Annotated in this window: 19 protein-coding genes and 1 riboswitch; of the genes, 16 read left to right on the forward strand and 3 right to left on the reverse strand. The window is 49.8% G+C overall.

The window, feature by feature from the left end; genetic code table 11:
• The first annotated feature begins 21 nt into the window (after positions 1–21).
• From gspD to ABUE30_RS10220, 16 genes are all read left to right on the forward strand, one after another.
• Entirely contained in the window at positions 22–2,082 is a 2,061-nt protein-coding gene (gspD, locus tag ABUE30_RS10145; protein WP_408623649.1) for a type II secretion system secretin GspD, read from the forward strand.
• Entirely contained in the window at positions 2,082–3,590 is a 1,509-nt protein-coding gene (gspE, locus tag ABUE30_RS10150; RefSeq protein WP_408623650.1) for a type II secretion system ATPase GspE, read from the forward strand. Before gspD ends, gspE begins: the two co-directional genes overlap by 1 nt.
• Before the next feature lie 3 nt (positions 3,591–3,593).
• Entirely contained in the window at positions 3,594–4,826 is a 1,233-nt protein-coding gene (gene gspF, locus ABUE30_RS10155) for a type II secretion system inner membrane protein GspF (protein ID WP_408623651.1), read from the forward strand.
• Positions 4,827–4,848: 22 nt separating this feature from the next.
• Entirely contained in the window at positions 4,849–5,283 is a 435-nt protein-coding gene (gene gspG, locus ABUE30_RS10160; RefSeq protein WP_408623652.1) for a type II secretion system major pseudopilin GspG, read from the forward strand.
• A complete protein-coding gene (gene gspH, locus ABUE30_RS10165) occupies positions 5,284–5,847 on the forward strand; it encodes a type II secretion system minor pseudopilin GspH (RefSeq protein WP_408623653.1) in 564 nt (187 codons plus the stop codon).
• Positions 5,844–6,197: a type II secretion system minor pseudopilin GspI gene (gene gspI, locus ABUE30_RS10170; RefSeq protein WP_408623654.1), complete on the forward strand. Its 354-nt coding sequence runs from the start codon at positions 5,844–5,846 to the stop codon at positions 6,195–6,197. The genes gspH and gspI overlap by 4 nt, the downstream gene beginning before the upstream one ends.
• Positions 6,194–6,841: a type II secretion system minor pseudopilin GspJ gene (gspJ, locus tag ABUE30_RS10175; protein WP_408623655.1), complete on the forward strand. Its 648-nt coding sequence runs from the start codon at positions 6,194–6,196 to the stop codon at positions 6,839–6,841. The genes gspI and gspJ overlap by 4 nt, the downstream gene beginning before the upstream one ends.
• Complete coding sequence (gene gspK / locus ABUE30_RS10180; protein ID WP_408623656.1) at positions 6,834–7,799, forward strand: type II secretion system minor pseudopilin GspK; 966 nt, start codon at positions 6,834–6,836, stop codon at positions 7,797–7,799. Before gspJ ends, gspK begins: the two co-directional genes overlap by 8 nt.
• Complete coding sequence (gene gspL / locus ABUE30_RS10185; protein WP_408623657.1) at positions 7,796–8,989, forward strand: type II secretion system protein GspL; 1,194 nt, start codon at positions 7,796–7,798, stop codon at positions 8,987–8,989. The genes gspK and gspL overlap by 4 nt, the downstream gene beginning before the upstream one ends.
• Positions 8,986–9,459: a type II secretion system protein GspM gene (gspM, locus tag ABUE30_RS10190; RefSeq protein ID WP_408623659.1), complete on the forward strand. Its 474-nt coding sequence runs from the start codon at positions 8,986–8,988 to the stop codon at positions 9,457–9,459. The genes gspL and gspM overlap by 4 nt, the downstream gene beginning before the upstream one ends.
• The gene (locus ABUE30_RS10195; RefSeq protein ID WP_408623661.1) at positions 9,456–10,208 is read left to right on the forward strand and encodes a type II secretion system protein N; all 753 of its coding nucleotides are present in this window, start codon (positions 9,456–9,458) and stop codon (positions 10,206–10,208) included. Before gspM ends, ABUE30_RS10195 begins: the two co-directional genes overlap by 4 nt.
• A gap of 110 nt (positions 10,209–10,318) precedes the next feature.
• A complete protein-coding gene (gene nudE / locus ABUE30_RS10200; protein ID WP_408623662.1) occupies positions 10,319–10,870 on the forward strand; it encodes an ADP compounds hydrolase NudE in 552 nt (183 codons plus the stop codon).
• 4 nt (positions 10,871–10,874) lie between these two features.
• On the forward strand, positions 10,875–11,744 hold the full coding sequence (gene cysQ, locus ABUE30_RS10205) for a 3'(2'),5'-bisphosphate nucleotidase CysQ (RefSeq protein WP_408623663.1): 870 nt from the start codon (positions 10,875–10,877) through the stop codon (positions 11,742–11,744).
• 566 nt (positions 11,745–12,310) lie between these two features.
• Positions 12,311–19,630 carry a beta strand repeat-containing protein gene (locus ABUE30_RS10210; protein ID WP_408623664.1) on the forward strand — a complete coding sequence of 2,440 codons (7,320 nt, stop codon included), beginning with the start codon at positions 12,311–12,313 and terminating at the stop codon, positions 19,628–19,630.
• A 17-nt stretch (positions 19,631–19,647) separates the two neighbouring features.
• Positions 19,648–21,384 (forward strand): ShlB/FhaC/HecB family hemolysin secretion/activation protein, encoded by a 1,737-nt coding sequence (locus tag ABUE30_RS10215; protein ID WP_408623665.1) that lies wholly within the window; start codon positions 19,648–19,650, stop codon positions 21,382–21,384.
• Positions 21,385–21,526: 142 nt separating this feature from the next.
• Positions 21,527–22,063: an invasion associated locus B family protein gene (locus tag ABUE30_RS10220; RefSeq protein WP_408623666.1), complete on the forward strand. Its 537-nt coding sequence runs from the start codon at positions 21,527–21,529 to the stop codon at positions 22,061–22,063.
• Positions 22,064–22,766: 703 nt separating this feature from the next.
• Here ABUE30_RS10220 and ABUE30_RS10225 read toward each other — a convergent pair.
• The 3 genes from ABUE30_RS10225 to rep all read right to left on the reverse strand — a co-directional run bounded on the left by ABUE30_RS10225 (position 22,767) and on the right by rep (position 26,372).
• Complete coding sequence (locus tag ABUE30_RS10225) at positions 22,767–23,237, reverse strand: eCIS core domain-containing protein (RefSeq protein ID WP_408623667.1); 471 nt, start codon at positions 23,235–23,237, stop codon at positions 22,767–22,769.
• A gap of 438 nt (positions 23,238–23,675) precedes the next feature.
• A complete protein-coding gene (crcB, locus tag ABUE30_RS10230; RefSeq protein WP_408623668.1) occupies positions 23,676–24,059 on the reverse strand; it encodes a fluoride efflux transporter CrcB in 384 nt (127 codons plus the stop codon).
• A 122-nt stretch (positions 24,060–24,181) separates the two neighbouring features.
• Positions 24,182–24,244, reverse strand: a riboswitch (Fluoride riboswitch).
• 103 nt (positions 24,245–24,347) lie between these two features.
• Positions 24,348–26,372, reverse strand: a complete 2,025-nt coding sequence (gene rep, locus ABUE30_RS10235) for a DNA helicase Rep (protein ID WP_408623669.1) — start codon at positions 26,370–26,372, stop codon at positions 24,348–24,350.
• Positions 26,373–26,399: the final 27 nt, after the last annotated feature.

Genomic DNA, 26,399 nt, shown 5'->3' on the forward strand with positions numbered 1-26,399 from the left:
ATCCAGGAGACTCCGTTTTACATGAAAGCAAAGGGAATAAAGACATTATTCTGTGGGCTATTGGTCAGTTTATGGCTCGGGGTGAGTGTACCGGGAGTGGCGGCTGAGTATGCGGCAAATTTTAAAGGCACGGATATGACCGAGTTCATTAATACCATTGGCCGGAATTTGCATAAAACGATGATTATCGACCCGTCTATTCATGGCAAAGTGAATGTGCGTAGCTACGACATGCTTAATGAAAAACAGTACTATCAGTTTTTCCTGAATGTGTTGGAAGTGTATGGCCTCGCCACCGTGCCAATGCCTGATGGGGTGATCAAAGTCGTCCCTGCTCAAGAAGCCAAAACGTCTGCTATTGCGATTGGCTCAGCAAGCCATCCCGGAGAAGGTGATGAGATGGTGACGCGAATTGTCCCTGTGCAAAATGTTTCGGTGGCAGAGCTTACCCCTATTTTGCGCCAGCTCACTAACTCAAGTGGTGGTAGCAGTGTAATCCATTATGCGCCCTCGAATGTGATGATGATTACGGGCCGCGCCGCAGTCGTCAATCGGATGGTTGATATCATCCATCAGGTTGACAGGGCCGATGATCAGCATGTGGATATTGTGCGGCTAAAATATGCTTCAGCGAATGAAATGGTCCGAGTGGTTAACTCGGTGCTGAGCAAAACGGATCAACATAACCAGCCGCGCGCTTTAGTCCCCACTGTGGTTGCCGATGATCGTACCAACAGCATTTTAATCTCGGGCAATGCACCGGCGCGCGCACGCCTTGCCAAATTAATCAATCAGCTTGATGGTGAGTTGCAAAATTCTGGGGATACGCGCGTCTTTTATCTTAAATATGCGCATGCTAGTGATTTGGTCAAAGTCCTCAAAGGCGTCAGCCAAACGTTGGGCAAGCAGCAAGCCAAGGCCAAAGGAGGCAGCGCCGAGAGTGCTCAAAGCGACGCAAATTTCTCTATCGAAGCCTTTGCCGATACCAATTCACTAGTGATTACCGCCAAGCCACAGACAATGCGCTCGTTGGCGAAAGTGATTCAGCAGCTCGATATTCGCCGTGCTCAAGTGCACGTTGAGGCGATGATCGTGGAGGTATCCGATTCTAATAGCGCGGATCTGGGTGTCCAGTGGGTGACACCAGGCGGGGGAACTCAATTTAGTAATGGTTCCACAGTGTCGGTCAGCTCGATTGCCGAAGGCGTCTATAATGCGCGCAGTACCACTTCGACTGAATATACCTCTAATGGTACCACTACCTCGGTGTCTTCCTCGGGAGATGCTAGCGATCTAGCTTCGGCTCTATCAGGGGTTTCTGGGGCGATTGTTGGCTTTTATAAAGATGGTTGGGGAGCATTGATCCAAGCGTCTAAAACTAATTCACAAACTAATGTATTAGCTACTCCCTCGATTACCACCTTGGATAATCAAGAAGCGTCATTTTTGGTCGGTGAAGAAGTGCCGGTGAAAACTGGCTCAACCACTAGTTCCAGCAATAGTAATCCATTTACCACTGTTGAACGTAAAGAGGTCGGGATTAAACTGACCGTCACGCCGCAAATCAATGATGGAGACGCGGTGCAGCTTAAAATCAAAGCAGAGGTTTCAAAGGTTAATGGGGAAACCTCGGTGGATGTCACTTTCTCGAAACGCGATCTTAGTACAACGGTGTTGGTGGATAATAACCAGACTTTGGTGTTGAGTGGGCTGATTGATAACGAGGTCGAACAAAGCGTAAGTAAAGTGCCACTGCTCGGTGATATCCCCTATCTGGGGGCACTGTTCCGCTCTACGTCAAGTAAGCAGTCCAAACGCAACTTGATGATCTTTATTAAGCCAACGATTATACGAGATAGCGATACTGCTAATAGCTTAAGTGCTCGTAAATATACCGAAATTCGTGCGTTGGAATTGTATCAACAGGACCAAGGTATTGACCTGTTGCCCGGTGAAAAAACGCCAGTGCTTTCCGCATTTGGTAGTAGCCAACAACAGGTGCCCGAATCGGTGCAAACCTATTTGGATAAACTGAATAAGAAAAAAGAGTCATTATCTATCGATGTACAAGGTAAGCAGTAATGAATGATAGCATTTCATTTGACCATTCAAATGGCTCGCCATTGCAGCGTTTAGCCTATGGTTTTGCAAAAAAAAGCGGGGTGCTGCTGGATGGGTCAAATGCCATGCTCTATCTGTGTGGGTTACCCTCTTTTAGCCTCTTAAGTGAAGTGCGCAGAGTGGCTTTACAGCCTTTGACACTGGAAATGGTCGACGAATCTCGATTTGAGCGATTATTAGCCGAGCATTATCAAAATAATTCGTCGCAAGCGCGTCAATTGATGGAAAATCTTGGCAGCGAAATGGACTTTTATACATTGGCCAGCGAGTTTCGCGATGATGAAGACCTGCTTGAAGCCGATGGTGATGCTCCTATCATTCGGCTACTCAATGCGATGTTAGGTGAAGCGATAAAAGAAGAGGCCAGTGATATTCATATTGAAACGTTTGAAAAGTCACTGTCTATTCGCTTTCGCATCGACGGCGTATTGCGTGAAATTTTACGCCCTAACCGCCAGCTCGCGGTGCTGTTAACCGCGCGAGTCAAAGTGATGGCCAAATTGGATATTGCTGAAAAACGTTTGCCTCAAGATGGTCGGATCTCCTTGCGTATTGCGGGTCGCTCCGTCGATTTACGGGTTTCGACCATGCCTTCGAGCTTTGGCGAGCGGGTGGTGTTGCGATTATTGGATAAACAGCAAGCTCGCATTGATATGAGTACGCTGGGAATGAACGCTGACAACCACCAGCAACTGGTATCGTTGTTAAACCGTCCGCACGGTATTTTGTTGGTGACAGGACCAACCGGCTCAGGGAAAAGCACTACCTTGTATGCCGGCATTCAAACGATCAATAGCCGTGAGCGCAATATTTTAACGGTTGAAGATCCGGTTGAGTACAACATTGACGGTATTGGCCAAACGCAGGTCAATACCAAGGTTGATATGACCTTTGCGCGCGGCTTACGGGCTATTTTGCGCCAAGACCCCGATGTCGTCATGATCGGTGAAATACGTGACCTAGAAACCGCACAAATTGCCGTACAGGCCAGTTTAACCGGCCATTTAGTGCTGTCGACTTTGCACACCAATACCGCCATCGGTGCGATTACTCGCCTTCGCGATATGGGCATCGAACCCTTTTTATTATCATCATCACTGCTCGGCGTATTAGCTCAGCGGTTGGTGCGAGTATTGTGCCCACACTGTCGAACGGCCCATAAACTCACTAAAAAAGAGTGCCATTTGTTACATCTCGATGTCGACAAATATCATCATCATCCTATCTATCGCCCCAATGGCTGTGAACACTGTAACCAAAGCGGTTATAAAGGACGCACTGGGATTTATGAATTAGTGACAGTTGATGATACATTGCGCGGCCTCATTCATGAAGGCGCCAGCGAACAAGCAATGCTCGCGCAAGCTCGCCTCACGGCTCCAGCTATTTTAAAGGATGGGGCACAGAAAATCCTCGATGGTACCACCAGCCTTGCCGAAGTGCTGCGTGTGACTCACGAGGAGCATTAATTTATGGCGGCTTATCAGTATCAAGCAATTGATGCCAAAGGGAACACCAAAAAAGGTGTGATTGATGGCGACTCGGCCCGCTTGGTCCGTCAACAACTGCGAGAGCAAGGTCTCACCCCGCTGCAAATTGAGGCGACCCACCAGCCAAGTATGGCCAGCCAATCGACGGGAAAAAGCAAAAAAGTACGGGTGAAGGTGAGACGGGTTAAAAGCTCGGACTTAGCCTTGCTGACTCGCCAACTTGCCACTTTAATTGCTGCCGCGCTGCCCGTTGAAGAAGCTCTGCGCGCGGTGGCTAATCAAAGTGGTAAAAATCAGCTGAAAGAGCTGTTGTATGAGTTGCGCAGTCAAGTGGCGCAAGGCTATTCGTTGTCTGACAGCATGAGCGCATTTCCGCGTATTTTTGATGATTTGTATCGTGCTATGGTCGCCGCCGGGGAGCGTACGGGGCATCTGGATAGGGTGCTCAATCGACTTGCTGATTATACCGATCAGCGTCAACAGATCCGGATGAAAACCTTACAAGCATTGATCTATCCAGCCGTATTGGTGTGTGTGTCGGTGAGTGTCATTGTCATTTTGTTGACGGCTGTGGTGCCACAAATTGTCGCCCAATTTGTGCATATGGGCCAAGAGCTGCCCCTCTCCACGCGTATTTTGATTGGGCTAAGCCATGAGCTGCGCAGCAACGGCTGGTGGTTGGGATGTGTACTGCTGGCGGTTATCGCCGCGCTTAAAAATGCTTTAAAAAAACCATCCATACGGCTGCGTTGGCACCGATTAAGCTTGCGTTTGCCCGTTGCTGGCAAAGTGATGTTAGAGTTACAAACGGCGCGATTTGCGCGCACTTTAAGTATTTTGACGGCGAGCGCCGTGCCGTTGGTCGAAGCGATGCAAATTGCATCACAGGTGTTATCTAACCGCTATGCGCGCGTGCAATTAATTGAGGCCAGTGAGTCTGTGCGTAAGGGCAATCCGCTGCTGGCTACGCTCAGTGCGACGCAGCTATTTTCCCCGATGTTGTTGCAAATGATTGCCAGTGGTGAGCAGAGCGGGGAATTGGAACAGATGTTAGAGCGTGCCGCTGACTTCCAAGACCGCGAATTTAGTTATCAAGTATCCATTGCACTGGCCATTTTTGAGCCGATGCTGATTATAAGCATGGCGGCGATTGTTCTATTTATTGTGATGGCCATTATTCAGCCTATCTTAGCGCTGAATAATATGGTCGGTTAATTCAAGGTGAAGGAGATTACTCATGGTTTCACGACTGCCTAAGCGTCGTTCTCAAGGTTTTACTCTGTTAGAAGTGATGGTGGTGATTGTGATCATCGGGTTGATGGCGACATTGGTTGTACCCAATTTATTGGGCAATAAAGATAAAGCTGACCAGAAAAAAGCGCTTGCTGATATTGTCGCGCTTGAGAATGCGTTAGATATGTACAAATTAGACAATGGTCGTTATCCAACTACCGAGCAAGGCTTGAATGCATTGGTGAGTAAACCGCAGATTGCTCCTAATCCGACTAACTACCGTCAAGGTGGCTATATTCGCCGCCTTCCTGATGACCCTTGGGGCAATCCCTACCAGTTGCGCTCACCCGGTGAGCATGGTGCGATTGACGTCTACTCATATGGCCCCGACGGACAGCCATCGACCAAAGACGATATTGGTAACTGGAATCTAAAATAGATGCGATGTGGACGTGGCTTCACCTTGTTGGAAATGTTATTGGTTATCATGCTCATTGGCATTGGTGCTTCAGTGGTGATCATGTCGATGGGGCCGGGCGCTGATGCGCAAAAACTTGCACAACAAGCGCGGTTGCTACGTGCTCAAATACAATATGCGCGTAATCAAGCCGTATTAACTCAGCATCCAATTGGCATGAAGTTCAGCCCCAGTGGCTATCAGTTTTATCGCTACCAAGGTGCGGGCCACTGGCGTGTACTGGCTGGACGCTTAAGCCCGATTAAACAACCACTGCAATTGGCATTATCGCTTGCTGGTACATCGATTGATTTAACCCATCCACCCAAGCAAGCTGACACCGATGCGCTAAAAGGTGCTCAAGTATTATTGCACGATGCTTCGGGGCAAACGGCCAAGCCCAAACCCCCTTGGCTGCCACTGATTTTCACGGGTGATGGTATCTGGCCGTTATTTAGTTTGACGTTAAGTGGCCCCAAGATACGCTGGCAAATTCGCACCAGCACTGATGCTGAGCCGTTGCATTTGCAAAAAATTGACTCATGAAAAGCCGCGGATTTACCTTATTAGAAGTGATGGTGGCGCTGGCTGTTTTAGCCATTGCTGGGATTGCGCTACTGCGATCGGGTAATGATCATTTGAGCCATTTAAGTCACTTACAAACCACGTTAGTGGCGAACTGGGTGGCCGATAATAAATTAGCCGAACTGCGTATTGCGCAAAAAATTGAAGCGTCGCAAGGGCAAGTCAAGATGGCTGGGCAGGTCTGGTATTGGCAAGTGGTGCTCGGCGAGGCCAATCAATGGCTATTACCTTATAAAGTTGAAGTGCGGCTCGCGCCCGAAGGTGATCCATTGATTGTTCGCAGCAGCTATGTGGATAAGGATCTGCAATGAGAAACGCGCGCGGATTCACCTTATTGGAGATGCTGGTGGCATTGGTGGTTTTTGCCATGCTTAGTTTGGGTGGGTATCAGATGCTACGCGCATTGGTCAATACCGCCTCGGTTAGTCGAGCGCATAGTCAGCAATTGGCGGCCGTGGAGCGCATATTTGCACTCATGGGTGCTGATTTCCATCAAGCGACCTTAACCACGTTGCGTGATGTTGGTAAGCAAGGCGTTGCAGGGCAAGAAGGCTGGCTTGGTAGTGACCAAGGGGGCGTGTCGCTGATTCGTTTAGGATGGGCAAATATTGATGCACGGGAGCGGCGCTCTAGCGTATTGCGCGTGGGTTATCTGGTGAATGCAAAAGGCACGTTGATTCGCCAGTTTTATCGCCATCTCAACCCCTTATCCGGTCAACCGATAGAAAAACAGCCACTGCTCAAGCATGTTAAGGCATTACAATTTCGCTTTTATCTGGGCAACAGTGGTTGGCAAACCAGCTGGCATCGCAACGACCAGTTACCTAAAGCGATTGAAGTGTCATTTAAACTGGCCGGTATTGGTTTGTTGCGCCGCGTTTTTCTACTGGTGCCCGGACATGTGGACCCGGTGGTATTAAAACGCGCGCAAGAGGATGAAAGCAGCGATGATTAGTCTGGCGCGCCAGCAGGGCGTCGCGTTGTTGATGGTGCTACTGATCATCACCATGATGGTCATCTTAGCCAGCCGAATGAGCTTGCAAATGGGGCTAGATATTCAGCAAGTGAGTGAAGTAAAAGCGCAGTCGGATAACTGGCAGCGGCTACTGAGTGGCGAACAATTAGCCTTGGCGGTGTTGCAAGATGTGATGAAGCAGCATCAAACTTTAAATTTGAGTCAAGAGTGGGCTCGGTCGATCACTTTGCCCATCTCAGGTGGGCAGATCCATGGCCGTATTGTTGATTCGTCCCGATGTTTTAATTTGAATTCATTACGCCAGCCTGATGATGCCAACCATCAGTCGATGGTGCAGACTCTCTTGTATCGATTGTTGCTGGTTGAACAGGTTAGCGCCAGTGAGGCTCGCGCTATTGCTGCGGCCACGCGAGATTGGGTTGATGCTGACAAAACCCCATTATCTTACGGTGGCGAAGATTCTAGCTACCAAAAGGCCGGGTTTCGCCCCGCTAATCAGATGATGGTTAGTGTCAGTCAATGGCGAGAGGTCAAAGGCGTCAGCGCCGCTATCTATCGACGGGTTAGTCCGTTATTGTGCGCGCTGCCATCAGAGCGGCTGCGCATTGACATTAATACCCTAGAAAAATCGCAAGTGGCGTTACTACAAATGCTCTTTTATGGCAATTTGAATCAGGCGCAAGCGTTGCGAGTACTCGCTCGGCGGCCCAGCAAAGGCTATTCCAGCGTTTCGACCATCATGAGTTACCCAGAGCTTGCACATTTGAAAACTGATACAGGGATCATCAAAGTGATGGCACTGACCAGCCGTTATTTTATGGTTAAAATGACCGCCCGCTCGCAAGATGGCAGTGAGAGCCAGTTGTCTTCGCTGGTGGTGCGTCAGGGAACTGATAAATTTCAAGTAACTCGCCGAATACTAGGAGATTGGCATTGAGAGAGAGTTTGCTCATTCGTTTTGGCGATGACCCCTTGCAACCGATTGATTGGTTGTGTTGGGCATCCGATAGCCAGCAAGTGATTGCCAGTGGCGAGTTAGCATCGTGCGCTGAATTGAATCATCTCAGTGAGATGGCGATGAGTCGTCAGGTGATTGTGCTGCTGCCTGGCACCGCGGTAAGTTTGCAGCAGACGCCCCTATTGCGCGTGCAATATCGTAAATTACAAAATAGCTTAGGGTATCTATTTGAGGAGCAATTGGCCGAGGATCCGCAGACGCTGCATGTCTGTCCAATTGAGTATCACGATGATTTATTAACCGTGGCGGTGGTGCATAAGCAATCAATGGATTGCTGGCAACAGCGACTAACTGATGCGAACATTGTCGCCGAAAAGTGGCTCCCAGATTACTTGGCTTTGCCACCCGCCCAGCCGTCACAATTGACCTTAATGAGCTATCGTGGCGGCTATCTTCTGCGCACTGCGCATAAGTTTGGTGGCTGGATTGATGCAAATTGGCTCGCGATTGCGCTTGAGCAATTTGATCCTAATGGTGAGTGTTCACTGTACTCAGACATTGACGCATCATTAGGTGGCGGGCGAGCCATCAGCGAGCTTAATAGCGAATTGCCACTGCCTGTTTTAGCACCTGAAGCGATTACCAGTGAAGTAACCTTACTACAAGGGGAATATCGCCAAGATCAGCCGCTGCGACGCTACTTCAAACAAGCCCGTTATTTACTGATAAGCGCAGCCGTGGCATTGCTATTATTGGTCGCGAATCAACTCGCTCAGATGTGGCAGCTTCAGCAACAAGCCCACCAAGGTCAGCAGCAACTAGCGCAGCTTTATCAACAGGTATTTCATCGCGCTGCGCCACAGCAAGACTATCAAGTGCAGCGCGCTTTTTATCAACTAGGAGCCTCACAACAACAGGGCTCTATGCTAGGATTTTTACCTATGTTAAAGCGGTTACTGCCGACTTTTAACCAGTTCAGTGATTTGCAATTTCAAACTTTAAATTATGATCTTAGCCGACATCAATTAATGCTGCGGATCAGTGCGCCATCATTTGCCAGCTTTGAGCAATTTGCAAAGGCAGCTAAACCGTTGCAGGTGACTAATGGCGCATTAATCCGTGAGGCGGATCGGGTCGTAGGCACACTGACTATTAAGGAGCCATCATGAAACAGTGGTGGCAAAGCCGAGAACCTCGTGAGCGTTTAATCCTCACTATCGGTGGAATGTTGATTGTGTTGACCGTTTTTTATCAACAAGGATGGCTGCGTTATCAAAATTGGCGTGAGCAGACCCTGCAACGCATCCAGACTCAGCAGCAAACCTTGCAATGGGTTCGTGCCCATAGCGAATTATTGCATGTGCCAGCGAACAATCAAACGTCGACTACACGTCGTTTAACCTTTAGCCAAGTGGCCAATCAAAGCGCTGCTCAGTTGCACATCGCTATTACTCGGCTGCAGCAGAGCGAACAACATTTCGATGTGTGGATTGCCCCTTTGCCATTTAATCATTTATTACAATGGCTGGATATATTACAGCGCCAGTATGGTTATACGCCTAGTAATGTTGAGTTGCAGGCGGGTGATAAGCCCGGCATGGTAAACGTTAACCGGCTACGCTTTGAGAGGCAGCCATGAGTATAAAATACCGGTGGGTGTTGACAGGTTTTGGCTTTACCATCTACCTACTGAGCTTATTGATGAGCATGCCCGCGCAGCAACTGTTGGGACGCGTACATCTACCGGGCGTGCAATGGGGGGATGCCAAAGGGACTATTCTGATGGGGCAACTCAATCAAGTGCGCTGGCAAGGCTGGCAGTTACAATCGGTGCGCTGGCAGTGGCATCCATGGGCATTATTTTTAGGTCATGTAAGTCTTCACTTACAATTTGAGGGCGATCTCAATGGACAGACTGATGTTCGAGCTAGCCCATGGCAGCTGACGCTTCGCGATCTGCACCTAAGCGGCCAAGCGCAGCGTTTCTATCAAGCTGCTAACATCCCGTTACCCATACAATTGAGCGGAACTGTTCAATTACACATTCAGCAGTTTCGATCTGGCCAACCGTGGTGCCAAGTACTTAGCGGTTCACTGCATTGGTCGCAAGGGATTTTTCGCTCGCCGCTTGGAGCGTTACATTTTGCCCCCTTTAAAGCTCAGCTTAGCTGTCAAAATGGCCAAATTGTCGCGCATCTTAATCATCACGATAAGGTCCTTTCATTGTGGGCGAATGCTTCGCTAAAGGCGTCGCAGTGGCAGTTACAAGGGACGCTCAAACCTGAGGCTGATTATCCAAAAAGTTATTCTCAAGTACTCCCTCAATTGGGAGCCCCTGATGCAAAGGGCAATTATGCCTTTTCCTCAAGCGGGCGATTAAGCGACTAATTGCGCAACAACTTGGATGTGTGCGAGTGAATAGTTTCGTTACAATTTGCTTTCATTCGGCCCATAACGCGGTAGCATAAGCGTATCAATCGTCAGTCTAGCGAGGGAACATGCCCAAACAACGACCTAAAGTTTTAGAGCAGCATATCACCGCTCAGAGTCATTTCTTTAAGGTGGAAGCTTTGCATCTGGAGTTTAGCAATGGCGAGCGACGCGTCTATGAGCGTTTAACAGGTGGACAAGCTGGGGCCGTCATGGTCGTGCCCGTGACCGCTGATGGGCAGCTATTACTAGTGCGTGAATATGCAGCTGCAACTGAGCGTTATGAACTAAGCTTTCCTAAAGGAGCGATCGATGCAGGTGAAACGGCACAACAGGCCGCTAACCGTGAATTGCAAGAAGAGATCGGTTTTGCCGCTGAAAAGTGGCAATTGTTAAAAGAGGTGACTGTTGCGCCTAGCTTTTTTGGCGGCGTGATGCAGATTTTTGTTGCCGATGAACTGTACCCGTCACGGCTGCTTGGTGATGAACCTGAGCCACTGATTGTTGAGTCGATCCCTATTGAGCAGGCGTTATCGCTGATTGATCGTCCTGAGTTTAGTGAAGCGCGTACTATCGCTGCGCTCTATTTATTCCACCAATGGTGGCAAAACAGAGGTTAAGCTTATGCCCCAATCTTTAACAGACCTATTGCCAGCAGTTGAACAAATTGCCCGTCAGGCTGGCCAAGCAATATTAGCGCTTTATCAAAGTGGTGACTATCAAGCGCAGCAAAAAGCCGATCACACGCCAGTAACCAGTGCCGATCTAGCGGCCCATCAGCTATTATGTGATGCTTTTGGCAAACTCACGCCTGAGTGGCCAGTGCTCTCAGAAGAGCATGACAGTCTCGCGCTCGCAGAACGTGCTAAGTGGGATTATTATTGGCTGGTTGATCCGATGGATGGAACCCAAGAATTTGTCTCTCGATCTGGCGATTTTTCCACAATGATCGCCTTGATTTGTCATGGGGAACCCGTGCTTGGACTCGTGTATGCGCCCGTGACAAATACCTGTTATTATGCGATGAAAGGCTTAGGCGCTTATAAAATTCAAGGCCAACAAGGCCCGCAGCAAATCCACTGTCGCCATTATCCACAAATACCTGAAACGCTACGCATTGCTGTCAGCCGAGTGCAAAACAAGCGCAAACTGGACAAAGTGCTCAATGAGCAATACCGTTATGAGTTTTTGCCATTAGGTAGCGCCAGTTTAAAAAGCTGCTTGGTCGCCGAAGGTGCTGCAGATTGTTATATTCGTCTTGGGCCAACCGGTGAGTGGGATGTTGGCGCGCCGCTGATTATCTTAAAAGAGGCGGGTGGAACCTTGCTCGATCTACATCTACAGCCGATGAGCTTTAATTGCCATGAAAGCTTAATTAATCCCGATTTTATCGGTATAGGGGATGACTCATTACCTTGGGCAGATATTATCGCGCATATTCCTAATAACGACCGATTAAGAACGGATCAGTTAACCAGCAATTCATCTAACTAAATGTTTATTAAAATTTGGGGTAAGTCACGGACATGACTATAATTTTGCGTTAGTTTCACTAGCAAAACTAGGCCATTAGTAATGGCTCACCAATCAATCAGCTTGATGGTTTCTGACTCCGCTGTATTGATTTGGCCCTGTAAGCACTGATTGCTTAAGCGCATGTCTCGGTTGGGACATGCGTTTTTTTATTCTAATACGAGTGGTTAGTACTTTTCCAGTTTACGTCCCCTTACTGGCTGTTGGCGAAATAGCATCCTGAAAAGAGTATTTCTCGACAAGTTGTTATTTACTGCGCTTTATGATAATCATGCCGTTCAAGGAAACTTTATTCATTTCTGGTGCATCAAAGAAGATTCTATTTAATACAGTCAGTGCAATAGCATTGATCATACAAAGGGTTATGAGCATCTGGCGTAATCTTAATATACGAAGGTGAGCAAGGATAGTGAGCTGAAGATATGCTGCTGTCCATCAGGTTCATTGTGTTGACTTGTTAACGCTGTATAATTCTTTGGTTAAATATGAGTTAGCTTATTGTAATCGGCAATAATTGGGAACGAAGGATGAAAGCTCAAAAATACAAGGATGTAGCCGCATCTGGTTTCACCAGAAAATGTGTTGTTGGTGTCCTTATTTACACTTTGACTGTGCAGCCTGTGTTGGCCGCAGCGACGTTACCGACCGCCGGGTCTGTTGCCGCAGGGCAGGTTTCCATTGGTACCTCGGGTAACACCACCACAGTCACGCAGCGTTCGGATAAAGCGATTGTTAACTGGGGTAGCTTTTCGGTTGGCAAAGGCGCGTCGGTCAATTTTATTCAACCAGGTAGCACCTCAGCGATTTTGAACCGAGTGACGGGGTCAACCACCTCAACTATCGCGGGTGCCATCCATGCTAATGGTCAGGTGTTTCTGATCAACCCTAATGGCATTGCCATTACCTCAACGGGTTCGATCAAAGTCGGTGGCGGCTTTGTGGGTTCCACGCTGAATATCTCCGATAAAGATTTTTTGAATGATCACTTTGTGTTTAAAGGCGATGGCGCTTCGGCGGGTGTCAGCAATGCAGGCATTATCACGGTCGGTCGTGGCGGTTATGCGGCGCTGATCGGCGGTACGGTTCAGAACAGCGGCTTGATTGCGGTTCCCTTGGGCAAAATAGGCCTTGGCTCTGGCGAGCAGGCTACGCTTAACTTGTCGGGCGATGGTTTTTTGCAAGTGGCGCTGCCGACTAAGACGGGGGCCGAAGGCAATGGCGCGTTGATAGGTAACCAAGGCACGCTTTCTGCCGACGGCGGTACGGTGCTGATCTCGGTAGCGAGTGCCCGCCATGCGGCCCGCCATGCGATTAATCTATCCGGTGTGGTCGAAGCGAACAGCGTGTCGGGCCGCGATGGCAACATCATCATCGGTGGTGGCCAAGGCGGCAACGTCTCTGTGTCAGGCAAGGTCACAGCCACGTCTGCCAGCGGCAAAGGCGGCGACATCACGGTGACAGGCAAAGATATTGCCTTGAACGGTGCAACCATCGATGCCTCCGGTGCCACAGGCGGCGGCTCGATCAAGATCGGCGGCGATTACCAAGGCACAGGCAACACGCAACGAGCGAATACTACCAATGTCGATACAACCAGCGTGATCCGCGCCGATGCCACCCAAGGCGGCAATGGCGGCAAGGTGATTGTCTGGTCGGACGATTTGACCACTTTTGATGGCTTAATCACCGCACGCGGCGCAGGTACTGGCAAGGGCGGCAATGCAGAAGTCTCCGGCAAGGCAAGGCTTGCCTACAACGGATTCACCAATTTAAGCGGCCCTGGTGGGTTTGGTACCTTGCTGCTCGATCCTTATAACGTCACTATTTCCAGTGATGCTGATAACACCTCGTCAGGATTCACGGCCACCGGTGACGACAGCGTGATCAATGTCACCACTTTACAAAACGCCTTGAGTGCGGCGAATGTAGAAGTGACCACTGGTAATGGTGGCAGCCAGACCGGCGATATTGTTGTTGCCTCTACGGTTACTTGGTCGGCTAACACTAAGCTGACGTTGAACGCAGCTGGGTCTATTGCTGTCAATGCTGCCATGACGGCCAGCGGCGAGAGTGCCGGGTTGGTTCTGAACTATGGTTCGGATAAGGACTATTACGTCAATGCGCCGATTACCCTGTCCGGCGCTAATGCGACGCTTAATATCAATGGCAATGACTACACGTTGATCCATTCGATGACTGGCTTTCAGGCTTCATCGGGGAGTGCATCCGGTACTTATTTCGCCTTGGCGCAGGATCTAGACCTGTCTGGCAACTCATTTGACACTGCTCCAGTGACCACCTTTGGTGGCACGCTGGCAGGTCTTGGTCATACCATTTCCAACCTGACGATCAGCGCGTCGGATTTACAATATGTTGGTCTGATAGGAAAGAATAGCGGAGCAATTCGTGATCTCAAACTTTCTGGGGCAAAGAATACTGTTTTAGTGAGCAATCAATATAGTGGGAATTGGGGACTTCTCGCGGGGGAAAATATTGGTACTATTTCAAATGTAGATGTTGTAGGGACACTGAAAGCGACAATAAATATAAATGGTTATTTTGTTATTGGTGGGCTTGTTGGATCGAACTCATCTAATGGAAACATATCGAACAGTACTTCTAATGTTACGTTGACAGCAAATAAAACTCAGAGTGATTCTTCAAGTCTTATTGTCGGTGGGCTTATTGGGAATAACAACGGCACCATTACAAATTCTTCTTCTAGCGGGGCCGTGAGTGCTGAAAGTAATGGTGGTTACGTTTTTGTTGGTGGTCTGATTGGAGTGAATTCTGGTAAAGCATCTACATTATCCAGTTCGTCAGTTGTCAAAGGGGTTATTACTGGGGGGGACGGATATGTATCCAGTGGGGGGCTTGTTGGCAGCAACCAAAACAGCATTGTAAACAGCTATGCAACTGGTGCTGTCAGCGCTGAGTCAACAAACTCTGGTTCCACTGCTTATGCAGGCGGACTCGTTGGAAGTTTGCAGGATGCCACTAATAATGGCTTTCTTGTGAGTGATGGACTTGTTGATTCTAGCTATGCTGTAGGCTCGACATCTGCCATGGGGAGTAGTGCCTATTCCGGTGGTTTGATCGGATATTTAATTAGCGGAGAATCCAAGTTATCCTTCTTTGACGAAGGGACAACAAACCAAGCCAACGGCGTTGGCAATGATTCAGCTGCCAACGGTGTGAATGGCCTGACAACAGAACAGGCCCGTAATAGCAGTAATTACACTGGCTGGGATTTCACTAATACTTGGTATCAAAGCGGTGATATGCGGCCTATTTTGCGCTCGGAAGCGGCCACGGCAGTGGGCGGCGTAATTTCGGTATCGAACCTTCATCAACTGGCGCTGATTGGGGCCAATTTTTCTGGCACCTATCACCTGACTCGCAATATTGATGCCAGTGCGACCAACAGCACAGCTGACTCTTCCGGCATATGGGGCAGCGGCGGCTTCGTGCCTTTGGGTGACAATACGAACGGATTCACCGGCACATTCGATGGCCAGAGCCATGTGATTTCCAACCTCACCATCAATCGTCCTTTGACGGGTTATGTCGGCCTATTCGGTTATGTGGGTTCAGGCGGCATAATCCGCAACGTGGGGATTGAGGGCGGAAGCGTTACGGGAGGATCATCTGATGGTGACTACCAAGTTGATACTGGCAGCCTAGCGGGGCAGAATTTTGGCACGATCAGCAACGCTTATGCCACAGGGGCGGTGATGGGAAATGCATCATTCAATAATATCGGCGGCCTTGTGGGCTCTAATAATGGCACCATCAGCAACGCCTATGCCACTGGGGCGGTGAAGTTTACTGAACACGCTAATATCGGCGGCCTAGTGGGCTCTAATAATGGCACCATCAGCAACGCTTATGCGACTGGGGCGGTGACTGAAGGCGACTTCGTCGGCGGTCTCGTGGGGCAGAGTAATGGCACGATCACTTCATCCTTTTGGGATACCGAGACCACTGGCCAAGCCAGTTCGGCGGGCGGCGGCACTGGCCTAACCACGACTGGGATGAAGACATTATCGAACTTCAGTGATTGGAATATCGATAATAAAGGCGGCACTGGCACGGTTTGGCGCATCTATGATGGCTATACCATGCCGCTGCTACGCAGTTTTATGACTAAACTCACCATATCTGGCGGTTCAGTCAGCAAGACCTATGATGGCAGTGCCACTTCAACGAGTGTAGGTACCCTAACTTACAGTGATGCCAACTATGACAGTTCACTGGTCAATGGCACGGCTCAATATACAGCGAGTAGTGCCAATGCTGGCAGCTATAGTGGTTCAAACCTCACTATCAGCGGATTGTATTCTTCCCAGCAGGGCTACGATATATCCACAAAATCTGGTTCGCTGATGATTAACAAAGCGGCGCTGACGGTAACGGCAGACAAGGCCTCTAAAACCTATGGTGACACGGCGGCGTTGACCTATAAGATAACCGGATTGGTCACTGGCGATAGTTTGTCAGGAGCACTTGCCAGTGATGGTGCTGGATCAGGAGCGAATGTTGGCAGCTACGACATCACCCAAGGCACGTTGGCAAATAGCAATTACACGATTACTTACAAAGGCGCTAACCTTACGGTGACAGCACGTCCGATTACGGTCACGGCGTCGGCTGGTCAGACCATGGTGTATGGCAACAGTACTCCCACTCTGAATTATGGTGTGAGCGCGAATGGACTGGTGAATGGCGACAAACTGACGGGGGCGTTAGCCACCACGGCGGATTCTTCTTCTGACGTTGGCAGCTACAGCATTACGCAGGGTTCATTGGGCAATAGCAATTACACCATTACTTACAGGGGTAACAAACTGGCCGTGACCCCAGCGACGCTGACGGTAACGGCAACGGGGTCTCAAACCTATGGGTCGACCACGCCAACTTACCAGTTCACGGCGTCGGGTTGGAAGAATGGCCAGAGCGATAGCAATTTGACTGGGCTTAGCTACAGCACGACAGCCACGTCAACCTCGAATGCGGGCGGCAGCTACACGACTACGGCTTCTGATGGCAGCTTGAGTGGCGCGGCAAAAGGTAATTACACCCTGAGCTATGCGGCAGGGACATTTACCGTGAACAAAGCGGCGCTGACGGTAACGGCAACGGGGTCTCAAACCTATGGGTCGACCACGCCAACTTACCAGTTCACGGCATCGGGCTGGAAGAATGGCCAGAGCGACACCAATCTCACCGGTCTCTCTTACACGACGACAGCCACGTCAACCTCGAACGCAGGCGGCAGCTACACGGCGACCGCGAGCGGTGGCACCTTGGGTGACAAGGCATCGGGTAATTACACCCTGAGCTATGCGGCAGGGACATTTACCGTGAACAAAGCGGCGCTGACGGTAACGGCAACGGGGTCTCAAACCTATGGGTCGACTACGCCAACTTACCAGTTCACGGCATCGGGCTGGAAGAATGGCCAGAGCGATAGCAATTTGACTGGGCTTAGCTACAGCACGACAGCCACGTCAACCTCGAACGCGGGCGGCAGCTACACGGCGACCGCGAGCGGTGGTACCTTGGGTGACAAGGCATCGGGTAATTACACCCTGAGCTATGCGGCAGGGACATTTACCGTGAACAAAGCGGCGCTGACGGTAACGGCCAATGATGCGTCTAAGACTTATGATGGCAAAGCCTACACAGGTGGCAACGGCGTGACCTATTCTGGCTTGGTGAACAACGAAACCAGTTCTGTTTTAGGCGGAACGTTAGCCTATGGTGGCACCGCTCAGAACGCAACCAATGCGGGCAGTTATGGCATCACAGCGTCTGGCCTGACGTCAGGGAACTACGACATTACTTATAATGCGGGTCAGTTGACGGTGAACAAAGCGGCGCTGACGGTAACGGCCAATGATGCTGCTAAGACTTATGATGGTCAGGCTTACACGGGTGGCAATGGCGTGACCTATTCTGGCTTGGTGAACAATGAGACCAGTTCTGTTTTAGGCGGAACGCTGGCCTATAGCGGCACCGCCCAGAACGCAACCAATGCCGGCAGCTATGACATTACCGCGTCGGGTTTGACGTCTGGCAATTATACTATTGCCTATAAACCGGGTCAGTTGACGGTGAACAAAGCGGCGCTGACGGTAACGGCCAATGATGCGTCTAAGACTTATGATGGTCAGGCGTACACGGGTGGCAATGGCGTGACCTATTCTGGCTTGGTGAACAATGAGACCAGTTCTGTTTTAGGCGGAACGCTGGCGTATGGCGGCACCTCCCAGAACGCAACCAATGCCGGCAGCTATGGCATCACGGCGTCGGGTTTAAGTGCTAATAACTACGCGATTACCTACAAAGCCGGTCAGTTGACGGTGAACAAAGCGGTGCTGATGGTGACGGCCAACGATGGGGCTAAGACTTATGATGGTCAGGCGTACACGGGTGGCAACGGCGTGACCTATTCTGGCTTGGTGAACAATGAGACCAGTTCTGTATTAGGCGGAACGCTGGCGTATGGCGGTACCTCCCAAGGGGCAACCAATGCCGGCAGCTATGGCATCACGGCGTCGGGTTTAAGTGCTAATAACTACGCGATTACCTACAAAGCCGGTCAGTTGACGGTGAACAAAGCGGTGCTGACGGTAACGGCCAACGATGGGGCTAAGACTTATGATGGTCAGGCGTACACGGGTGGCAACGGCGTGACCTATTCTGGCTTGGTGAACAATGAGACCAGTTCTGTTTTAGGCGGAACGCTGGCGTATGGCGGCACCTCCCAAGGGGCAACCAATGCCGGCAGCTATGGCATCACGGCGTCGGGTTTAAGTGCTAATAACTACGCGATTACCTACAAAGCCGGTCAGTTGACGGTGAACAAAGCGGCGCTGACGGTAACGGCCAATGATGCGTCTAAGACTTATGATGGTCAGGCGTACACGGGTGGCAATGGCGTGACCTATTCTGGCTTGGTGAACAATGAGACCAGTTCTGTTTTAGGCGGAACGCTGGCGTATGGCGGCACCTCCCAGAACGCAACCAATGCCGGCAGCTATGGCATCACGGCGTCGGGTTTAAGTGCTAATAACTACGCGATTACCTACAAAGCCGGTCAGTTGACGGTGAACAAAGCGGTGCTGATGGTGACGGCCAACGATGGGGCTAAGACTTATGATGGTCAGGCGTACACGGGTGGCAATGGCGTGACCTATTCTGGCTTGGTGAACAATGAGACCAGTTCTGTTTTAGGCGGAACGCTGGCGTATGGCGGCACCTCCCAAGGGGCAACCAATGCCGGCAGCTATGGCATCACGGCGTCGGGTTTAAGTGCTAATAACTACGCGATTACCTACAAAGCCGGTCAGTTGACGGTGAACAAAGCGGTGCTGACGGTAACGGCCAATGATGCGTCTAAGACTTATGATGGCCAGGCGTACACGGGTGGCAACGGCGTGACCTATTCTGGCTTGGTGAACAATGAGACCAGTTCTGTTTTAGGCGGAACGCTGGCCTATGGCGGTACCTCCCAAGGGGCAATCAATGTGGGCAATTATACCATCACCGCGTCGGGGTTGACGTCTGGTAATTACGACATCACCTACGTGCCGGGTCAGTTGGGTGTGACGGCTGCACCCAATGTACAGCCCGATGCGAGCCAGATAGTGAATATGCCTACCTTTACGCCCGTCCATCTGGTTCCCCGTGTTGGGCAGCAATTGGTGAGTTATGAAACGGCCAATACGGACACAAGCCGTACCGGACAAGGCGACATCATGACGACGCAAGATATTCGTCTTACGGGCGCAGTGTGTTTTGCCGGCAGTGATTTTGCGACCACGTGTAGCGCTACAAACTAACGGATGAGAGAGAGTTTATGAGGGTATGTAATACAGTCTCGGTTGCGGCGCTTGCTTTGGCGGGATTGGCCGCCATTGCCCCCCTACCAGCGTTCGCCCAGACGGCCAGCCAAGTCACACAGCCCAGTTATGCGCCTGCGGTCACCCGCCCGGCTCAAGGCGGCTTGAATTTGCCCGCACGTCCCGGTCCGACGGCTCCAGCTGGAGCCAACACACTGTATGTCACGCCATCGGGGTTAGTGGTTGAGGGGCAATTGCCTGGGCTTCAAGCGGCGACGGCAAAAATCGCCGCATCGATTAAAAACAAGCGCGTGAGTGGGGCGGAACTGTTTGCCGCCGCGCAAGCATTGGAAGCGGCGTATGTGAAAGCTGGGTATCTGTTGGCGCGGGTCACGCTGCCGCCCCAGACCATTAAGAATGGCATGGCGCTGAAATTGATTGTGACCCATGGCTATGTTGAACGCATTGATGCTTCAGCCTTTGATGGTACAGCCCGGCGTCGTATCGAGGCGGTGTTGCACCCTCTGGTGGGGGATAAGGTACTGACCCGACACGAATTGGAACGTCGGTTATTGTTAGCGGGCGACATCCCTGGCGTGCTGCTTAAATCCACGCTGAAGGCGGGGAAAACACCCGGTGCCACCGTCATTGTGGTGGATGGGCGCTATGATCCGGTGACCTATAGCATCTCAGTGGATAATAGTCTCGGCTCAGATCTCGGGCGCTACAATGTCAGCCTCGGGGTGAATGCCAACAATGTGTTGGGCCTTGGCGAAGTGGGTTATCTGCAAGTGGGCGGTTACCCCGGTTTTAACCAATCCGTGGCTGAGCACGACCCGCGCAACCGTCAGATGGTTGCAGGTTTCACCTTCCCTTTGTCGATCAATGGCGTGTGGCTGAATATGGAGGGAGTGGATAGCCGGACGCATCCCCAATCCGGCCTCAGCTATGCAATGCTCGACCACTATCAGCGATTGTCAACCAAGCTGGGCTATAATTGGCTGCGCAGTCGCAACTTAAATACCAGTACCGAGATTGGGTTCAGTATAGCCGATGAGACACAACAAATTGATCTCAGCGGTTCACGGACCAATTGGACCAAAGACCAACTGCGGGTGCTACAGCTGACGCAAACCGCCGATATGTACACTGGCTGGGGCGGCTTTCTATCGGGGAATGTGACCGCTTCTTTTGGGCTGTCAGGTCTGGGTGCTCGCCATGGAACAACCGCTCTGCCGATGTCACGCAGCGGCGCTAAACCGAATTTCACCAAGCTGGATATTAACAGCCGCTATTCGCAGCAACTTGCCAATAACAGAGTGCAGTGGTCTGTGTCAGGTAAGGCACAAACGTCCTTTGGTCATGTTCTGGCATCATCCGAGCAATTTGGTTTGGGCGGTCTGGATGGGTTATCGGCATTTGGGGGGAGCGCACTGATGGGAGATTCGGGTGCGATGGTGCGCAGTGAGTTGAGTTTTCCACTGGCTTTGCCAACGCTGGCATCCCATGCAACGCTAGGGAGTGCGGTGTCGCCGTATGTGTTTGGCGCGGCCGGTTTGATTCATCTGGAACAGGCCACGGCGCTTGAATACTCAACCACCTATGCGAGCGCGGTAGGTGTTGGGCTTCGAGTGGGGGTTTCGCAAATGGACACCGCGCATGGCACGACGCTGACGCTGGAGTACGCCCATGGCGAGCAATCCCATGGTGCCGCGGACAATCGGTTTAATCTACGCTGGTCGGCGCAGTTCTGATTTTCCAACTTACATATTGATATAGAGCTTCTCGCCGCGAGAGTGCGGCGAAGAGTATTTCGGTTACTTTTCATACAAAGAGATAAATACAATGATGGGCCAAGTTCGTTTAAACCGATTTTACCTTACCTTGACATTATGCATGGCTATCATAGTGTGTGTACCCAGCACTGCTTTGGCTGCACAGGCTAAGCCATTTGTGGTCTCCTCAACACCTGCTGACACTACGGCTACCTATGGCAATTGGGTGCTACATTGCGTGCGCTTGAATAGGCAAAATAAACAAGCTCAAGATAGCTGTGAAGTGGTGCAGGCGGTGAAAGTTGAAGGGCAACCGCAACCTATTTTGCAACTAGCGATTGGTCGTCTGCCAGGTGAGAAAACATTTCGGATGACCGCTGTTCTGCCAGTGAATGTGCTTATCCCCGGTGAAGTACATATTGCCATTGATGATAAAGCGACGGATAAAAAGCAGGACGGATTTGATTTGAGCCTGAAACGTTGTGTGCCTAATGGTTGTGTAGCTTCTAATGTGCTGGATAAAAAAATGCAGATGCGAATCAGGGCTGGCAGCGAGGGACAGCTCCGTTTTCTGGATGCAAGTGGTCAACGGATAGCTATTCCATTGTCTTGGAGTGGATTTTCCCAAGCCATGGATGCATTAGAGAGCAAGAATTGAGTTAGAAGAGCCATTCACAGTGCCTGACTTCTCTTTAGGTGAGAGGGCTGTGAATGCTCTTTCGCTTTATTCACAGTTACTTGCCGTTGTTGTTTGAGTGATTAGAACAATGGCATCATAACTCAATATCAGCTTATTGACATGATGCGTTGCATCTAGATTTAGGCTGTAACTGCAGCCCAAAAAAGTCGAGATGCGGTCAAACAGTATGAGTGCTGTTGGCCGCATTGCTCGGTATATAGTTTGCTTGACCTAATGCGAATCAAGTCATGATAGGCAATTATTTTTATACTCAGGCGATGCTTTTGATTCGGTGATATTTTGGAGTAAATCAAAGTAGCTCGTCATTTACAATAAGTTTAATCTTGTTGTTTATCATCAGTTGGTTGCAAGCCCTTAAAGTCGTTGCGTGTTTCAGTTTTAGCTCGGCGCTCTTTACGTAACTTCGGATAGCTTGTGCAAAAAGCTGAATATCATGATATCTATACTACTCGTCAAAATAGAATAACGATGTATTGTATGACAAAATAGATAAACAACATCAAGGATGAAATGATTATAGTCATTTAATGTCCACGCTAGCGCATTTTACTCCTTTGAATATCTTGTCTATGATCCTGCGATGTTCGGGTTGAATGTGGGGTCGCACGCGGCGATCTTTTCATGTCGTTAGGGTCCATGCCATCGTTTTACCGTGTGATTTTTAGCTATCATGATCGATTTTCATCTGCATTGCCTTCGCTCCCAACTTATCGGCTTCATGTTCAAGCGCTGGATTATCATTCACTGCCATCCCTGCGACGGAGGTCGTTGGCTGGACTCGGCCTTGCATCTGTTGCACAACATGGCCTAACTCATGAGGAAGATGTTTTTCCTGTCCGCTGGCTAAATGGATATGATTGCCTTGGGCATAGGCATGGGCTTGCACGGCGGCTGGTTTAGCAGAATGATAGTTCACTCGAACATGATCAAGGTTCATCCCTGAGAGCTGCTCCATCCCTGTTTTCAGTGAGTGAGGAAGGCCAGTTTGATTGCGCTGAATCATTGTTTTGCGTTGGAGTAGCTGGCTTTGATTGCGATGATCGCTGAAGGCTTTATGGCGACTGATACACTGCGTGATCGATGTTGCGCTAGCCTGTGAGGTTTTCTCGGGCTGAGTCGTATAACGTTGCATGGTGTCACCCTCCTATTATGACAAGCCAAATGCTGCATTGTGGCCCATGCAGCCTGACAAGAATGGTTATTTATGGATATCATGTCATTACATAGTAGATGTGTTGTCTATTTTTTGACATTAAATTGTGATCTATGCGAGTAAAAGCCCATTTAAAAGCACGGCTATTGAGCTGGCATGAGTGATTCGTTACAGATCTGGGTGTCTTATGTCTCGGCGTTCAGGTTTATCACTTTCGTTTCAAACTCAGCGAATAAGCAATAAAGACTCTCCATTGGCAGAATAAGATTAAGAATAATCGGGCTTTGATCACTGTTAGGATAAGGTTCGATGTATCGCCGTCCTCATCTGACAAATGCGGGCGTGTTTACACGGTCACATTCGACAAGCTAAAAAATGGCAAAGCCCATCACTGATGAGCTTTGTGTCAGCGATCGCTTATCGGGTCATGAGCCAAGACATTAAGGCAAAGGCTAAGGCGGCCATCGCCATCGAACCGGCTAGGTTTAATGCCATGTTGCTAATCGCAGTGGCATATTTACCTAATTGAAACAGATTCAGTGTTTCTGCGGTAAAAGTTGAAAAAGTGGTTAAACCACCACAAAAACCTGTGGTGATCATTAGCTTCCACGTTGGATCAAGGCTTGGCATTTTGGCAAAAATAGTGATCCCAACTGCTATGATAAACGCCCCGAGCATATTTACTGCCAGTGTTCCAAGTGGTAGTGAACTACCACCACTGTTAAGCTTTAAGCTGATAAACCAACGTAGCATACTGCCACAACCACCGCCGATAAAGACGGCAATCAATGTTGCAAACATAAGACCTCTTATTTAGTGAAGGTGACTTAATTCCACCATTGGGTGAGGTGGAATGTCTTCAACTGAGCGATCGTCTCACTCAGGTGGGTCGGGCACGTAGCAGCCAGTGTTAATGGCTGTCACATCCCTTAGGCATCATCAGCCGGTGGGGCGGTTAATGGAGGAATGCCATCTCCGTTGTCAGAATTCTACACATTTTTTGCTAAAAGCGCAGCTTGTGGCGCGCTTAAGATGCTATTCAAACTTTGGGCACAAGTGTATCTGCCTTCATAATCAACTGCTACGTGCTTAACGGTCGCTTTTTTTATCGCTGAGCATTTCTCGTAAGGCGGCCACGCCCGCTAAGCCCTTTTGTTGACGCTGCTCCGCTGATTGTACGATCCGTTGATTGGCCCATTGCAGATCATCTTGCGGCAGTTCCATTAAAAATCGGCTCGGTTCAGGGCGAAGTAATTCACCAAATTGGCGGCGCTCACGGGTGAGGGTAAAGGTGAGCTCTCGTTGTGCGCGAGTGATCCCCACGTAGGCTAGGCGGCGTTCTTCATCGACACTATCTTCATCAATGGAGGTTTGGTGGGGCAGTAAACCCTCTTCCATTCCGATTAAATAGACATAGGGAAATTCCAACCCTTTCGATGCGTGTAGCGTCATCAGTTGCACTTGATCGCTATCTTCATTATCTTCACCACGCTCCATCATATCACGCAGGATCAGGCGGTTAACAACCTCGGTGAGGTTCATGGCTGGATTGTCTATATCCCCTTCAAGCATATCGCTCACCCAGCGAAACAGCGTGGATATATTTTGCATGCGCATTTCGGCGGCTTTGGCGCTGGGGCTGGTTTCATAGAGCCAGTCTTCATAATGGATATCGCGCACCAGATCACGCACGGCTTCAAGAGTATTGCCGCGCATTGCTCGGTCCGATAGCTCTACCATCCAGCGAAAGAAAAACTCGATGGCTTGAGCACCTCGGCCGGTTAACTGACCTTGCAGTTGGCTGTCACAGGCGGCGCTAAACAGACTGACATGGTGGGTGTTCGCAAAGTGGCCTATTTTTTCCAGTGTGACGGGGCCAATTTCGCGGCGAGGGACATTCACAATGCGCAGCAGAGCGCTGTCATCATCAGGATTGACCAATAGCCGCAGATAGGCCATTAAATCTTTGATTTCACTGCGGGAAAAAAATGACTGGCCGCCGCTAATTTTGTAGGGAATACGGTTGGTCATCAATGCTTTTTCAAGCAGACGAGACTGGTGATTACCGCGATAGAGAATGGCGTAATCACGATATTGAGTGCGATTGATAAAGCGGTGACCCATTAGTTCGGCTATCACACGCTCGGCTTCTTGTTCTTCATTTTTGGCGATGAGGACTTTGAGTGGCTCCCCATAGCTAAGTTCAGAGAATAATCGCTTGTCAAAAAGGTGGTCATTATTCTCAATTAGAATATTGGCGCATTTTAAGATCCGCTGAGTAGAGCGATAGTTTTGCTCTAGTTTGACCACGCGCAACTGCGGGTAATCACTTTGCAATAATGATAGGTTCTCAGGATTGGCACCTCGCCATGAATAGATCGATTGGTCATCATCGCCAACAACGGTGAAAAAGGCTCGCTCGCCGACCAGTAATTTAATGAACTGATATTGACTGGTGTTCGTGTCTTGGTATTCGTCAACCAACAAATAACGGATCTTTTTCTGCCAGCGTTCACGAACCTGTGAATTGGTTTTCAGTAATAAGGTTGGCATTAAGATCAAATCGTCAAAATCTAGGGCATTATAAGCCGTTAACTGGTTCTGGTAACGCTGATAGAGCGCGGCAAATAACTGCTGTTTTTCATCACCGGTCGAGGTCACTTGCTGGGCTAAACACAAGTCGTTTTTCCAGCGGCTGATCTGATGCTGAAGTTGGCGTAATAGGTCTTTATCGCCTTGCAGTTCTTGTTCACTGAGCTCTTTGAGCAGTGCCATCTGATCGTGATCATCAAATAGCGAAAAGTTAGCTTTGAGAGAGAGTGCTTGATGCTCACGACGGACGATATCAAGGCCCAATGTATGGAAGGTTGAGATAGTCAGTCCGCGGGATTTTTGCCGACCGAGTGTTTGGCGAACTCGATCTGCCATCTCTCGAGCTGCTTTATTGGTGAAAGTCACCGCCGCGATATGGCGCCCCTGATAACCACAGCGTTCAATCAGATAAGCAATTTTATTGGTAATGACACGGGTTTTACCACTGCCGGCGCCAGCCAAAACGAGGCATGGTCCTGTGGTATACTCAACCGCTTGTTGTTGGGCGCTATTTAGTTTCACTGCCAAACTCCTGACCTTCGGTCGAGC

This window comes from Celerinatantimonas yamalensis, from assembly GCF_046054155.1.
GTDB lineage: Bacteria > Pseudomonadota > Gammaproteobacteria > Enterobacterales > Celerinatantimonadaceae > Celerinatantimonas > Celerinatantimonas yamalensis.

Bases quoted from the DNA above. Each gene is read 5' to 3' on its own strand.
- ABUE30_RS10220 (WP_408623666.1), top strand. From the start codon at position 21,527: ATGGCTATCATAGTGTGTGTACCCAGCACTGCTTTGGCTGCACAGGCT.
- gspF (WP_408623651.1), top strand. From the start codon at position 3,594: ATGGCGGCTTATCAGTATCAAGCAATTGATGCCAAAGGGAACACCAAA.
- gspM (WP_408623659.1), top strand. From the start codon at position 8,986: ATGAAACAGTGGTGGCAAAGCCGAGAACCTCGTGAGCGTTTAATCCTC.
- gspK (WP_408623656.1), top strand. From the start codon at position 6,834: ATGATTAGTCTGGCGCGCCAGCAGGGCGTCGCGTTGTTGATGGTGCTA.
- ABUE30_RS10215 (WP_408623665.1), top strand. From the start codon at position 19,648: ATGAGGGTATGTAATACAGTCTCGGTTGCGGCGCTTGCTTTGGCGGGA.
- gspG (WP_408623652.1), top strand. From the start codon at position 4,849: ATGGTTTCACGACTGCCTAAGCGTCGTTCTCAAGGTTTTACTCTGTTA.
- ABUE30_RS10210 (WP_408623664.1), top strand. From the start codon at position 12,311: ATGAAAGCTCAAAAATACAAGGATGTAGCCGCATCTGGTTTCACCAGA.
- crcB (WP_408623668.1), bottom strand. From the start codon at position 24,059: ATGTTTGCAACATTGATTGCCGTCTTTATCGGCGGTGGTTGTGGCAGT.
- gspI (WP_408623654.1), top strand. From the start codon at position 5,844: ATGAAAAGCCGCGGATTTACCTTATTAGAAGTGATGGTGGCGCTGGCT.
- ABUE30_RS10225 (WP_408623667.1), bottom strand. From the start codon at position 23,237: ATGCAACGTTATACGACTCAGCCCGAGAAAACCTCACAGGCTAGCGCA.
- cysQ (WP_408623663.1), top strand. From the start codon at position 10,875: ATGCCCCAATCTTTAACAGACCTATTGCCAGCAGTTGAACAAATTGCC.
- ABUE30_RS10195 (WP_408623661.1), top strand. From the start codon at position 9,456: ATGAGTATAAAATACCGGTGGGTGTTGACAGGTTTTGGCTTTACCATC.
- gspJ (WP_408623655.1), top strand. From the start codon at position 6,194: ATGAGAAACGCGCGCGGATTCACCTTATTGGAGATGCTGGTGGCATTG.
- gspD (WP_408623649.1), top strand. From the start codon at position 22: ATGAAAGCAAAGGGAATAAAGACATTATTCTGTGGGCTATTGGTCAGT.
- gspH (WP_408623653.1), top strand. From the start codon at position 5,284: ATGCGATGTGGACGTGGCTTCACCTTGTTGGAAATGTTATTGGTTATC.
- nudE (WP_408623662.1), top strand. From the start codon at position 10,319: ATGCCCAAACAACGACCTAAAGTTTTAGAGCAGCATATCACCGCTCAG.
- gspE (WP_408623650.1), top strand. From the start codon at position 2,082: ATGAATGATAGCATTTCATTTGACCATTCAAATGGCTCGCCATTGCAG.